This is a genomic window from Heliomicrobium sulfidophilum, from assembly GCF_057715735.1.
In genome coordinates, this window is sequence record NZ_JBVTZZ010000004.1 from 627,034 (window position 1) to 639,201 (window position 12,168).

At 61.1% G+C, this 12,168-nt stretch carries 15 protein-coding genes; all 15 read right to left on the reverse strand.

The window, feature by feature from the left end:
- Window positions 1-18: 18 nt before the first annotated feature.
- Window positions 19-837, reverse strand: a complete 819-nt coding sequence (locus AC0CW1_RS04710) for a flavoprotein (RefSeq protein ID WP_488181895.1) — start codon at window positions 835-837, stop codon at window positions 19-21.
- A gap of 16 nt (window positions 838-853) precedes the next feature.
- Window positions 854-1,495, reverse strand: coding sequence for a phosphate propanoyltransferase (locus AC0CW1_RS04715; RefSeq protein ID WP_488181896.1), 642 nt, complete (start codon window positions 1,493-1,495; stop codon window positions 854-856).
- A gap of 56 nt (window positions 1,496-1,551) precedes the next feature.
- The gene (gene pduA / locus AC0CW1_RS04720; protein WP_161258613.1) at window positions 1,552-1,833 is read right to left on the reverse strand and encodes a propanediol utilization microcompartment protein PduA; all 282 of its coding nucleotides are present in this window, start codon (window positions 1,831-1,833) and stop codon (window positions 1,552-1,554) included.
- A gap of 13 nt (window positions 1,834-1,846) precedes the next feature.
- Window positions 1,847-2,503, reverse strand: coding sequence for a BMC domain-containing protein (locus tag AC0CW1_RS04725; RefSeq protein ID WP_488181897.1), 657 nt, complete (start codon window positions 2,501-2,503; stop codon window positions 1,847-1,849).
- Window positions 2,479-3,186, reverse strand: a complete 708-nt coding sequence (locus AC0CW1_RS04730) for a glycerol dehydratase reactivase beta/small subunit family protein (protein ID WP_488181898.1) — start codon at window positions 3,184-3,186, stop codon at window positions 2,479-2,481. The genes AC0CW1_RS04725 and AC0CW1_RS04730 overlap by 25 nt, the downstream gene beginning before the upstream one ends.
- Window positions 3,187-3,193: 7 nt before the next feature.
- Complete coding sequence (locus AC0CW1_RS04735; RefSeq protein ID WP_488181899.1) at window positions 3,194-5,017, reverse strand: diol dehydratase reactivase subunit alpha; 1,824 nt, start codon at window positions 5,015-5,017, stop codon at window positions 3,194-3,196.
- A gap of 14 nt (window positions 5,018-5,031) precedes the next feature.
- Complete coding sequence (locus AC0CW1_RS04740) at window positions 5,032-5,547, reverse strand: diol dehydratase small subunit (RefSeq protein WP_488181900.1); 516 nt, start codon at window positions 5,545-5,547, stop codon at window positions 5,032-5,034.
- Between the two features lie 15 nt (window positions 5,548-5,562).
- The gene (locus tag AC0CW1_RS04745; protein WP_488181901.1) at window positions 5,563-6,207 is read right to left on the reverse strand and encodes a propanediol/glycerol family dehydratase medium subunit; all 645 of its coding nucleotides are present in this window, start codon (window positions 6,205-6,207) and stop codon (window positions 5,563-5,565) included.
- Window positions 6,208-6,229: 22 nt separating this feature from the next.
- On the reverse strand, window positions 6,230-7,900 hold the full coding sequence (locus tag AC0CW1_RS04750; protein ID WP_488181902.1) for a propanediol/glycerol family dehydratase large subunit: 1,671 nt from the start codon (window positions 7,898-7,900) through the stop codon (window positions 6,230-6,232).
- A gap of 20 nt (window positions 7,901-7,920) precedes the next feature.
- A complete protein-coding gene (pduB, locus tag AC0CW1_RS04755) occupies window positions 7,921-8,715 on the reverse strand; it encodes a propanediol utilization microcompartment protein PduB (protein ID WP_488181903.1) in 795 nt (264 codons plus the stop codon).
- 30 nt (window positions 8,716-8,745) lie between these two features.
- Complete coding sequence (pduA, locus tag AC0CW1_RS04760; RefSeq protein WP_161258605.1) at window positions 8,746-9,021, reverse strand: propanediol utilization microcompartment protein PduA; 276 nt, start codon at window positions 9,019-9,021, stop codon at window positions 8,746-8,748.
- The gene (locus AC0CW1_RS04765) at window positions 9,014-9,535 is read right to left on the reverse strand and encodes a EutP/PduV family microcompartment system protein (RefSeq protein ID WP_488181904.1); all 522 of its coding nucleotides are present in this window, start codon (window positions 9,533-9,535) and stop codon (window positions 9,014-9,016) included. Before AC0CW1_RS04765 ends, pduA (AC0CW1_RS04760) begins: the two co-directional genes overlap by 8 nt.
- 11 nt (window positions 9,536-9,546) lie before the next feature.
- Window positions 9,547-9,867 carry a BMC domain-containing protein gene (locus tag AC0CW1_RS04770; RefSeq protein WP_488182119.1) on the reverse strand — a complete coding sequence of 107 codons (321 nt, stop codon included), beginning with the start codon at window positions 9,865-9,867 and terminating at the stop codon, window positions 9,547-9,549.
- Between the two features lie 524 nt (window positions 9,868-10,391).
- A complete protein-coding gene (locus AC0CW1_RS04775) occupies window positions 10,392-10,871 on the reverse strand; it encodes a hypothetical protein (protein WP_488181905.1) in 480 nt (159 codons plus the stop codon).
- A 91-nt stretch (window positions 10,872-10,962) separates the two neighbouring features.
- The gene (locus AC0CW1_RS04780; RefSeq protein WP_488181906.1) at window positions 10,963-12,153 is read right to left on the reverse strand and encodes a response regulator; all 1,191 of its coding nucleotides are present in this window, start codon (window positions 12,151-12,153) and stop codon (window positions 10,963-10,965) included.
- Window positions 12,154-12,168 lie beyond the last annotated feature (15 nt).

Sequence of the window (12,168 nt, forward strand, 5' to 3'; positions counted from 1 at the left end):
CTCGGGCTCACCGGTCTTTTAGGTGTTCGCCCGGATAATTTCTACGCCGTAATCCCGGGCTGTGTCGCGAGCCAGAGGGGTGATCAGATCTCCCGGGGCGACGGAATAGACCCGTCCGCCCGATAGAGCGACGGCTTTGATTTTTTCGGCGTCGACGAGGTTCTTTTTCGCCGGCGCAGCGGTTTGCGGCGCTACCGCTTCCCTGCCGCCGGCGTTGAAACGTTCCAGCGCCCGCCGGGCTTCCCGGCCCAGGTTGCGCACATCGGTCAGGTTCACGCCGAAGTCGCGCACCTTGCGCAGGTTCTCCTGAAAGGCCCGCACCAGGACGATGGGGGCTTTGTCCATCTCCAGGCCGGCTCGCCAACTGTCCCGGGGGTCAGCGGCGTTTTCGGCGGCGATGACCGGCTTGCCCAGCATGAGCGCCTGCATGATCAGCGTTGTGGGCAACGTGTCAGACAGGGTGTGGGCCAGCTTGGCCATGGTGTTCTGTGTCAGCACAGGCACGATGACCAGGTCCGCCTGCCGGAGCGCCTTACCGGGATAGGGAGAGTCCGGCGTCACGATCGTCACGTCGTCGCCCAGGTGCTGGCGCACCCGTACGGCGCCGATGATCGTTTCCGCTGCCCGGGAGAGGACGACCGTCAGGTGGCAGGCGTCTTCCTGCAACTCCTTGAGGGCCGCGAGCCCCTCCTCCCTGCCGATGGTGCCGCCGGTGAAGATGGCCATCACAGAGGACCGGGGTGTTGCGGGAGCGCTGTCAGCGGTTGTATCGTCCGAGGCCTGGCGGATGCGCCGCATCACTTCTTCCATCACGCGGCGGACCAGTTCTTCATCCATCAACGCCCGCCTCCTTTCACTCCGGCCGGTAGAGGTAAACGGGGTCGTTGTTTTTCAGGCCGGCGGCGTTGGCCTCATCGACGTCCAGGTGCATCTCCAAGCGGAACTTGGGATGGACCCGGATCAGCACGTTTTTGAAGATGACGCCGCGTGGTCCGAAGCTCTCGATGTTGACGCGGTCCTGGTCATGGAGGCGGAGGGCTTCCGCCTCGGCGGGGCTCATATGAATATGCCGGGCCGCGCAGATGACGCCTTCTCTCAGCATGAGGGCGCCGCAGGGACCGGCGATGGAAATCCCCGGCGATCCCTGGGTCTGGCCGGAATCGCGGACCGGGGCGTTGATACCGAGGGTGAAGCCGTCGGTGCGGGAGATTTCCACCTGGGTCTGACCCCGCAAGGGACCGAGGACGCGAACGCTGCGCAGGACGCCTTTCGGACCGATGAGGGTGACCGTCTCTTCGGCGGCGTACTCGCCTTCCTGTTTGAGGTCCTTCATCTTCGTCAAGGCGTGACCTTCCCCGAAGAGGATGGCCGCGTCCGTCGTGGAGAGGTGGATATGGCGGTTAGAGATGCCGACGGGGATCCCCTTCGGAGGCGCTTCCCCATCGGGGAAGCGCTCCTGCAGGGCGATGACCACTTGGGTGATGATTTGTTCCATCAATTTGGCGTCCAACGGTTTCACCTACTTCTGCCCTGCGTCCGAAGACACAAGGATCAGGCCTCGAATTTGGGAATGATTTTTTCCACATCCATATGGGGGCGGGGAATGACATGGACGGCGACCAGTTCGCCGACTTTTTGGGCTGCAACGGCGCCGGAGTCGACAGCGGCTTTGACAGCGCCGACGTCGCCGCGGACGAAGACGGTGACCAGGCCGGAACCGATTTTTTCATAACCGATCAGATTGACGTTGGCCGCTTTCACCATGGCGTCGGCCGCTTCTACGGCGCCGACGAGACCTTTGGTTTCCACCATGCCCAGAGCTTCTCCTCGCATCGGTCATACCTCCTTAGGCTTTGTGGTGCATGCATGTGCTGCGGGGCTCCCCTTTTTTCCGGGGACAGCGGGGATCGCCGCAGAGGTTGCAGGTGTATGGAGAGGCCGGTTCTGTCACGGATTCTGATACCGGTTCCAAAACAGGTTCGGATACCGATTCAGACACAGGTTCCGTCTCCGGCTCTGGCGCTGCTTCGATCACCGGTTCGCTCTCCGGTTCGAGTACAGGCTCGGTCACCGGTTCCGCGAGCACTTCGGGCGCAGGCGCTGGTGCAGGCTCAGGCGCCGAGGCAGGCTCAGGTTCGGCATCCGGTTCACTTCCCGTCGAAGCGTCCGACGCAGGCGGGGTTTCGGATACAACCTTCGATCCGGACGCCTTCGTGGTGACTGTTTCCCGGTTGAAGATGACGCCCTTGATTTCGCTGTGCGGGCGGGCGATGACATGGGTCGCTGCGACCTTGTTGACTTTGCGGGCCGCTTCTGCGCCGGCCGCGACGGCTGCCTTGACGGCGCCCACGTCGCCGGCCAGCTTGATCAGGACCATGCCGCCGCCTTTGGTCAGTTCGTAACCGAGCAATTCAATGTTCGCCGCTTTGACGGCAGCGTCGGCAGCCTCAACGGCTGCGGCCATGCCTACGGCTTCAATCAACCCCAGGGCATTTTGGACCACGGGTTCACCCCCTTCGCCTCGCCTTGATTCGTTGCCTTGCCTTGCATCGGGCACTGCTCTGCCAGGATCTTGGCGACGATCCGGGCGATCACTTGGTCGAGCGGTTCTTCAGCGCCCGATTGTGCGTCGCCAATCGTTGAATATGAATTCGCTATACCACTGAGGTTCGCTTCCGAACGACCTTGCGCTCCTGTCGCTCCTATCGCTCCAGTCGCTCCTGCCGCTTCGGCGCCCTTCCCCCTCCGGCTCGCCGGCTCAGCGTCGGTTTCCAGCTTGAAGGCCGTCCCTTTGACCAGCCGCGCCGCGTTGTAGCCAAAACGACGCCAGTCGGCCGGTCTTCCCGTCTCATCGAGCAGAAAAAGGGGACGGTTTTCCGGCAGGCGGCGGTGGTGGATGCACATCCCCAGGCCGCCGATGACACTGATGCCGACACCGAGTTGGGAGGCATGGGCCGCCTGGTGGGCGATCTGGCTCAGATCGCCCACCTCCACGGTCCGGGTTGAGGCGGGGATGCCTTCCTCTTCGAGTCCGGCATTCAATTCCCGCAGCTTCCGCTGGCAACCGTCATGGGGTGTGTAGGAGATGATGACAGACGGTCTTGCCGGCGCCCGTTCCGCAGCCATTGCCGCAGCGGCAGGGACATTCAATGCAGCGTTCGCCTCGACCGTCTTTGCCGTGGTCATCGCCTGCTCACCTCCCGTCGCCGGTATAGGTGAGCACCAGGCCGGTGGCAACAGCGTTGCGGGGACCTTCCGTCCCGCGGATGTTGCCGCGGCCGCAGACGATGCCGTATTCGGCCAAGGCGTCGGCTACCATGTCGGCGACCTCGAAATCGAGGGCCGAACCGCCCACCATGACGACGAACTCGATGTGACGGACGTTGCCGGTGGGGGCCACCCGGGCCAGGGCGCGCAAGGCGTTGGTCACGAAGACCTTCTTCTTGGCTTCCCGGCGCACGTGGCGGATCTTTTCCAGCGAGTGGGTCGTCGGGATGGGGACCATGCCGCTTTCCTTCAAGATGACGACCCGGGCGAAGACCTGGGGCGGCAGGTGCTGTTCATAAAAACGCACTGTGCCGTCTTCCAGGCGGACGTGGTAGAGGCTCTCTACCTTGGCCAGGGAGTGCTTCTTGATGTCCTCGGCCAGGTCGATGTCGTTCAGACCCAGTTCCGAGTTGATCAGCATGGTGACCATGTCTCCGGCGCCCGCCAGGTGGATCGAGTGGGTCTTGCCGTCGCGGGTGGCGATGGCCGCGTCGGTCGATCCGCCGCCCATGTCCAAGATGGCCAGGGGCTTGTCCGTGCCCGGTGTCGTCAAGGCCCCGAGGACGGCCATGTTGGCTTCCACACCGGCGATGACGACAGGGATGCCGAGTTGGGCCGTCAGTTGATCGGCGATCTGCTGCATCGGCAGGCGGCTCGTCTTGACCATCGCCGCCAGGGCGACGGCGTTTTCGAGGGCGAACTCGCCGGCCAGGCCGCCGCGGACCTCTTGGGGGATGAAGGTGTCGACGCTGAGCAGGTCTTGGATGTTCATCTGGTTGAGGGGCTGGCCCGTCAGGTCGCTCATGACCTGGCGGACTCGCTCCAGCATGCCGCCGGCGTTGGTGCCCGGCTCGCCTTTCACATCCACGACCGGTTGGACCCGTTCGACAGCCTGCATGATCTTGGTCGATCCGGCGTCCACGTCGATCTCTTCGCGGTGGCGCTGGCCGAAGATGGTGATGGCGCCGGCGGGGATGGTGCGGGCTTTGACATCGCCCTGAGGCGTCCGGACGACGACGGCAGAGCGGTTGCCGATCAGCGCCCGGGCGATGGGCACGACCATTTTGGTCTCTTCCGGCGTCAGGTTAAAGACGGTGGCGATGCCGTAGGGGTTCGACAGGGTTTGGATCGTGTTCCCCGGCTCGGTCACTTCCACAGCGGCCAACATGCCCAGGGGCACCTTGTCGATGAGGGTGACTTCGTCGACGATGGGGATCGTCTTTTCGAGCCGGTTGGCGATCAAGACCGCATCGTCCTGGCAGGCGATGGCCCCTTCGATCAAAACGCCACGGTCAAAAGCCCAATTGAGGGACTGGGCGGCATCGGCAAAGTCGATGCCGGCGGGGATGACGACGATCACCTTTTCCCCGGAGAGGACCTGGTCCAGTTCGCCAAAAGCCACTGTCTTGCCGACGCCGAGGCCGAGGCCGCCCGGTGTGCCCGGGTTGTGACCGATCATGGTCGACTCGGTGATGATCGTTTCGGTGATCGTCTCCATGGCCAGGTCGCCGATGACAGGGGTGGCTTCGTTGAAGCGGATCTGCTTCAGATCGTGCATGTCCACGCCGGCGCTTTTGAGGGCGTCGGCGAGGGCCATGCGGATGCCGGGGATGTTGGCAGTCGTTCCCTTGATGCCGGTCGTTTTAACGATGCCGCTGCTCAGAAACTGCATCTCTCCCGAATCACTGACCTGGGCGATGCATACCTCCGTGGTGGAGTTGCCGATATCGACGCCCGCCACAATGGCCATGAGCGTTCACTTCCCTACTCCGCTTTCAGGCGGTTCCGGCGCTCATAGACATCGGCGGCTTCCCGCACAAAAGCGGCATTGATTTTAGCGGCGAACTTGTTGTCCAGTTCGTCAGCGATGGCCAACAGTTCTGCTTTCGTGGAGCGGTACGGGCGCAGGGCGTTGTAGATCTCGAGGATGCGAGCGTCGGGGATGGCCGTCAATTCGGCAGCCCGGCGCAGGTTGGCGGCAAACTGAACGCGGCCGACGCCGTCGGCGATCTCCGCTTGCATCCGCAGGGTTTCCGGGGTGATCCGCACATCATCGGCAGTCACGGCGCCGCTCAGGACGTTGTCCAGGGTGATGTCGCTGAGTTTTTTGCCGGTAGGCGATTTCAGCAGTTCCGGCCGCTTCGTGGCCAGGGGGTAGTCGGCTTTCGGATCCAGCTTGGCGCAAGCTTGGGCAGGAGCCGGAGCGGCAGACGCGGCGGGCGCCTGGGTCACCGATGCGAGCACCTGGCGGACCAGTTCTTCGAGCATTTTTTCATTCATTCCCGTCACCACCTTCTAGAACTGTACTTGAAGTTCAACCGGCTTAGCGCCGGGAACGACGTGTTCCGTTTCCTTGATGTGCAGCACGGCCGCTTTGGCCTGGAACTTGGGCCGGGCCATCTGGTCGTTTTTCGTGGGAACCGGCGTCGGGGACTCGCCTTTGGCGTACTTGGCGGCGTTGCGGCCGATGGCCCGGTAGGCCGGCAGGTCGATCAGGGGCGATTGGGGGAACAGTTCCAGGTTGCTGAGGGGCGGCAGGTCTTTCTGGTGAATGACCGTGGTGCCCCGGGACTGGATCCCGATGGCGATGCCGGAGCCGCTGATCTTGGTGCCGTCATGGGCGACAAAGGCCACGTCAGAGGAGCGGGTCACGCGGATGACCCGGGCGCGCATCCCTTCTTCTTCGATGCCGGCGATGATTTCGCGGAGGACATCGCTGTGGGGGATGTTGACGATGGTCTTGTTCTGATATTTCGCAAACGCCGGGGCCAGGGCGACGACGACTTCGTCGCTCTTCGCGCCCGGACGGGCTTCGCCTTGTTCGGTGATGGTCATGGGGCGTCCGGTGACGACCGTCTTGGCGGGCGCGGCGGCCGGCGCTTCCATGCCTTGCAGGACTTGCAGTACGATCTCACGGAGCACTTGCTCGTTCAGTTGCATCCTTGTTCCACCTCTCTCCCGATCAAACGTCAAAGTCGGACGGCTTGATGGCCTGGCTGATGTTCTGAATCTCGTCCCAGCGTTCCTTGCTCATGCGATAGCCCGTTCCGGGGCCGGCATAGTCGTTGCAGCAGTTGACGGCGCTGACGACGTTGAAGTCCTTGTCCAGGATGGACGAGGTGTGCAGGTAGTCGCCGGAGATGCGCTGCTTGAGCATGTTGAGGACGTTCTGGGCGATGTCGGCAAAGCCGTTCTTGGCCAGGGCTTTGACGATGTCGATGCCGGTGATGCCCCGCTTCATCATGTCTTCGGCGGCTTTCAGGTCTTCGACGACGTTCCGGGGCGGCATGTCCTTGCTGCCATGAGCATAGGTGGCCGCTTCCACTTCCTCGTCGGTGATGGCCGGGAAGCCCAGTTCGCGGAAGACCACCTGGAGGGCTTTGGCCGCTTTGTTCCGGACAGCGATGACTTCCGCTTCCGAAACGGGGCGCAGGCCGCCGTCGACCTTCAGGTCGCGCTGGATGATGTTGAAATCGTCGAAGTCTTCGGCGTCCACGTTGGAGCCGGCAAACATGTTGTCATAGTTCGGCGTGGCGCTGTAGCCAGAGGTGATGAAGTCGGTGCCCGGCAGCATCTGCATCAGCAGGCGAGCGGTCCGGCGCATGTCGGAGTGGGAGAAGGTCTGGTCATTGCCGGAGGCGACTTCCAGGTCGAGCATGGTGGTGCAGAGGTTCTCGGCGAGGACGGCGCGGATGCCCGAGGGGACAGCGCCCGGCACGCCGATGCAGGAGATGGAGCCGTTTTGCAGGCCCTGGACGCCGGCGCCCTTGGTGACAAGGATGCAGCGGATCTCCAGGTAGAGCATGGACTTGCCTTCGGCGTAGCCCATCTGCACTTCCGAACCGGTGCCGGAGGTGAAGCGCATCTTCAGGCCGCGAGAGGCGTAGGCGGAGGCCAGGAAGCCTTTGGACCAGGGGGTGTCGTCGCCGTCGACGAAGACGTTTTCCGTGCCGTAGACGGAGATGGTTTCGGCGTAGGCGGTGATGCCGCGCATGCCCAGGAGCAGTTCCGTCGCTTCTTCCAGGGCGCACTGGATCAGGACGCCGCCGCGGCCGACCTGACCGCCGACCTGCAGGGAGAGGGCGTTGAAGGGGGCGTAACGGACAACGCCGACGGTGGTTTCCATTTCATCAAATCCGCGCAGGGCCGCTTCGGCGGCGTCGGCGGCGATTTGCACCGGGTTGTCTTGGAGGTTGGTGACGTGGCACTGGTTGGAGGGGATCTTGCGGGCCCGCATCTTCTGAACGGCCATCATCATTTCGACGACATTCATCTTGTCGAAGACATCGACCAGTTTGGCGGGGGTGAGACCGCGAGCGACTTTGACAACCTCGTCACGGGAGACGTTGATGTCGACGAGCATCTTGGCGATGGCCAGGCTGTCCATGGCCATGGCTTTTTCGGCGACGGTGGCGTCGATGGCATAGTCGGCGATGAACTGGTCGATGAAGTCGAAGTCTTCCCGTCGCTTGCCGTCCAGTTCGACGACTTTCCCATTCACCACTTTGATGCTGGGTACGGGGTCATTGGGGCTGCCCATGGCGATGAGACCGACTTCCGGCCACTCGACCACGAATCCGTCCTGGTTGACGGGGCGGGCTGCCAGGGCTTCGAAGCGCTTGGAGCGTTTCACTCGCTATCCCTCCCTATTGTTTAGATGTAGGGCGTCGTCACGGAAGGGGCCGGGCCGGCCATGGCTTCGATGAGCTTCAACCCGATTTCCTTAGCGGCGAGCACAGATTGACGAACGGCGCCGGAGTCGCCGGTGATTTGCAGGATCACTTCGTTGGAGTGGCTGGTGCCGGCGGCAGGGCTGGCATAGCCGACGATGTCCACGTTGGCCGTCTTGACAGCCGTATCGGCCATGATGACGCCGATGGCGGCGGGAGCGCCGACGATCAGGCCGAAGGCTTTGCCCAGGGGGGCGCCGAAGGCCTTGTTGATGGCGTAGCTGGCCCGGGCGGTGTACTGCATTTCCAGGTGGCCGGCGTCATTGGCGTAGACGTCGCCGAAGGTGCGGTCCAGTTCTTTCAGGGCCACTTCGATGGCGCGGCGGGCGTCGGAGACTTCCTCGGCGCCGAAGAGGATCAGGCTGCCATGGCCGGCGCCGCCCTTGGTGTCGCGGGCCAGTTCGATGGCAACGATCTCTGTGTTGGTGGCTTTGACGGCTTCGTCGGCGGCCATGATGTGGGGGCCGGCGCCGGTCCGGGCGCCCAGGATGCCGATGGAGCGATACTTGGGATCGAGTTTCATGTAAGAGTGCAGGATCGGGTCGACGTTGGCGATGACCAGGCCGATCGTGTCACCGATGGCCGTTCCGACGAATTCGGTGATGCCGGGGTTTTTCAGGACGGCTTTCGGGGCTTCCGCTTTGGGCGCTTCCGGGGCAGCCGCTTCCATGCGCTTTTTGATCTCTTCCATGACCTTGTCCATCAACTGCTCATGCACGATCAAAACACCTCCGTGTTTTCTTCATGATTACTTCAATTTCGGAAGAATTTTTTCCACATCCATATGCGGACGCGGAATGACGTGGACCGACAGGACTTCGCCGACCTTGGCGGCGGCGCAGGCGCCGGCGTCGGTGGCGGCCTTGATGGCGCCCACATCGCCGCGGACCATCACCGTAACGAGACCGGAGCCGATTTTTTCGTAACCAACGAGGATGACGTTGGCTGCTTTGACCATCGCGTCAGCCGCTTCGATAGCGCCGACGAGGCCTTTTGTTTCGACCAAACCTAATGCTTCACCCATGGTTGCACCCCCTTTCGGCGAGGAATGTATGCAATTCCGCCAGGCCTTCGCCGGTGCGGGCGGAAACAAAGAACATCGCTTCTCTGATTCCAGCCTGTCTCAGGCGGGCCGCCGCCGTCTGCCGGTCTGCTTCCGGGTGGTCGATCTTGGTGACCACGCCGATGACAGGACAGGCAAACATGCCGGCGAAGCCGGGTGGAACGGATACGCTGCGTTTGGTGCCATCGTGAACGAGGAGGATCAGGGACGCGTCGGCTGCAGTCACCTGCAATGCCGCGTAAAAACGGGGAGACTGGATGTACTCGCCCGGTGTGTCGATCATGCCGTCTTGGTAGAGGATCATCTGGGTCTTGGCTGCCTTTTCTGCCGTGGGTGTGTTTGTGGGGTTCTCGGTGGGTGTCTCGGCGGGTTCCTCGGTGCTTCCCTCGCCGACGCCATCGGCAAACCGTTGCAAGGCTTGGATCAGGGTGGTTTTTCCGGCGCCCACGGGGCCGATGAGCATGACGCGCTTCATAGCCGCGACCATCAGGAGCGGGTCAGCTTGGCGGCGGAAAAGGCCAGCTGATTGCAGAGCATGGTGGTCACCTGCTGGAGGGCGGCTTCCACGGCGGAGACGTTGCCGCTGATGACGAGGGAGCCGGTGAAGCGGTCCAGGAACCCGATCTCCACAGCAGCCGTCTTGGTGGCCACGTCAGCGGCGATGATGGCGGCTTCGCTGGGAGTGATCGTCAGGATGCCGATGGCCGAACAGGACTCCAAGCCCAGGCGTTCGCAGAGGTCTTTTTTGGGGTTGGCGATCAGATGGGCCAAGGTCACCTGTTTGCCGGGGACGTACTCCTGAATCATCCTCGGTTTTTCCTGAATCTTCTCCAAATTCAGCACCGCCTTCTGCGTTCGGTCATCGCTTGCTTCATTGCTCATGTCTTCGCTGCGCATATGTCTTCGCGCTTGTGCACTCATTTTCAATTCACGCTAAATATATTGGCGTTAAGGGCTTCTTTTCCTATGAGGGTTCTTGCGCTCCTAGTGGATTATCTTGTTCCCACAAGCGCATTGAATTGACGGATATATAGAATGATTGGACTTTTCACACAAATCATAGAACTTTTCTGACAAAATGGGGTTCTTTTGCGCTGTGTAAAGGAAGAGGGCCACAAAAAAGCGGCGATGAACATCCAGTCCTACATTCCAACGAAATAGAGACAGGCGCACACGTATCAGCTATGGTAATACGCGCACACCTGTCTAGGCGGATCTATGTGCAGATTTTTAAAAATTTGAAGACTCCGTAGAAAGGTATTGGCAACAACAAGTCCATTACCCGGAGTTGGCGTCGGGAATTCGAATTTACTGTAGTCGGGCGCCCTCTTTCACTCTATGATGATGCAACAGTGCCCATGACTTCGAAGCAATTCAAGATCGTCCACTGTCAGTACTGGAAGCGGGACTCTTTTGACCAGTTTTTTTTCTGTTGTATCTCCGAACCAGATGGACCAGAGTTCCACCTTGTCTTCTGTGCCGATGTTTTTCTTGATGTAATCATGAAGTTGATTCACGCACTTGGGATGAAATCGCCCACCAAGCCAGTAGATGTATGCTTTCGTTATATAGCACTCCAGGCCATAGGGCGGGTTGTCACAGATAGAAATGTGCAACCCGCCGATATCCGCTTCACTCTCCGCATACAAGACCTCGCTATTTTCATCAAGTTCATCCCATGATGCCAGGGGGACCGGCGATTTAGGGACGGGGATCATTTTCTTGAGTTCCCTTACCTTCATCCTGATAAAACCGCTTTGATCGATTTCCGGCAAGGGATTGTCTGAAGCGATGAAGCGGAACAAGCTCATAGCAATACTCCTTTGTCCGTTTTGCCTGCTTCCTTTCTTGATGGCGGGGCAGCGGCATGGGTGTCTGTGCCGGCGTATTGGCAACGGTTTCCTATCCGTTCTCCGCTCCTATGGAGATCGCCTGATGAAAGTTCCCCCGCCGCATATCCTTGCGGTAGCGGTTCGGCGTCATGCCTGTCTCCTTGCGAAAGACGCGGCAGAAGTAGCTCGAATCCTGATACCCCACCTGGCCGGCGATCTGGATCAGGTTGTTGTCCGTGTCGGTCAGCAGTTTTTTGGCCTTCTCCATCCTGGCGTTCGTCAAAAAGTCGACGAAGTTGCAGCCTTTTTCCGTCTTGAAGATACGACTGAAGTAGTAGGGGCTTAAGTGGGCCGAACGGGCCACCTCTTCTAACGAAAGGTTGCGCTGGCAGTTGGCGGTGATGTACTCGCAGGCCCGGTTGATCAGGCGACGGTTGGCGCTGGAGCGGTTGTCGACCATGCTGTCGAAGAGGCTATCCAAGGTCTTCTCCGTCCAAGCACGGCAGTCTTCTTTGGATCGGCAGGCCAGCAGGCCTTCGATGCGCTCGCGGTCAGAGAGGGAGAGCCGGTCCAGTTGGGCGCCCCCTTCCATGGCGGAACGGGACAGGAGGATGAGGAGTTCCACAAGGTAGGTCTTCACTGTCTCCATGCTGTCCCAGCGCTGCAAGGCTTCATCGAGAAGCACTTGCAATCCCGCCTGGGCCTCCCGGCGTTCGCCGCAGCGGATCCTTTCCAGGAGCGCGCGCTCCATGGAGACGAGGACGCCAGAGGGGTTGACCTGCACCGATTCAGCGAAAAGGTTTAATCGGAACAAGGTAGCTCCCGACTGTGATTGCAGCTTCGCCTGCTGGCGCAAGCGCTCTGCTTCCGCCCGTTGTTGCTTCTCCTCCCTCACCTGATCGGCCGCCGTAGCCAATACCCGCACAAGTTCGGAGGGCCGCACCGGTTTGAGCAGGTAGTTGAAGGCGCCCCACTGGACGGCTTCTCGGGCATACTGGAACTCGTCAAAGGCGGTGAGGATGATGATCCGGCAATCAGGCAAAAAACCGCGCAGGCGCTTCATCACCTCGATTCCGTTAAGCCCGGGCATGCGGATATCGAGCAAAACCACATCCGGTTTCAATGTCTCAGCCAATTCGACGGCAACGTCGCCGGAAGCCGCCTCCCCCACCACGTCCATCGGCAGTTCTTCCCGCTTGATGATCTGGCGGATCGCCTGGCGTTCTAAAGATTCGTCATCGACAACCATCAAGGTGCACATGGCTCCCTCTCCTTC

Coding starts and splice junctions, on each gene's coding strand:
- pduA (WP_161258613.1), bottom strand. CDS start 1,833: ATGCGAGGAGAAGCTCTGGGCATGGTGGAAACCAAAGGTCTCGTCGGC.
- AC0CW1_RS04745 (WP_488181901.1), bottom strand. CDS start 6,207: ATGCAACTGAACGAGCAAGTGCTCCGTGAGATCGTACTGCAAGTCCTG.
- AC0CW1_RS04740 (WP_488181900.1), bottom strand. CDS start 5,547: ATGAATGAAAAAATGCTCGAAGAACTGGTCCGCCAGGTGCTCGCATCG.
- AC0CW1_RS04765 (WP_488181904.1), bottom strand. CDS start 9,535: ATGAAGCGCGTCATGCTCATCGGCCCCGTGGGCGCCGGAAAAACCACC.
- pduA (WP_161258605.1), bottom strand. CDS start 9,021: ATGGGTGAAGCATTAGGTTTGGTCGAAACAAAAGGCCTCGTCGGCGCT.
- AC0CW1_RS04775 (WP_488181905.1), bottom strand. CDS start 10,871: ATGAGCTTGTTCCGCTTCATCGCTTCAGACAATCCCTTGCCGGAAATC.
- AC0CW1_RS04710 (WP_488181895.1), bottom strand. CDS start 837: ATGGATGAAGAACTGGTCCGCCGCGTGATGGAAGAAGTGATGCGGCGC.
- AC0CW1_RS04735 (WP_488181899.1), bottom strand. CDS start 5,017: ATGGCCATTGTGGCGGGCGTCGATATCGGCAACTCCACCACGGAGGTA.
- AC0CW1_RS04770 (WP_488182119.1), bottom strand. CDS start 9,867: ATGATTCAGGAGTACGTCCCCGGCAAACAGGTGACCTTGGCCCATCTG.
- AC0CW1_RS04780 (WP_488181906.1), bottom strand. CDS start 12,153: ATGTGCACCTTGATGGTTGTCGATGACGAATCTTTAGAACGCCAGGCG.
- AC0CW1_RS04715 (WP_488181896.1), bottom strand. CDS start 1,495: ATGGAACAAATCATCACCCAAGTGGTCATCGCCCTGCAGGAGCGCTTC.
- AC0CW1_RS04730 (WP_488181898.1), bottom strand. CDS start 3,186: ATGACCACGGCAAAGACGGTCGAGGCGAACGCTGCATTGAATGTCCCT.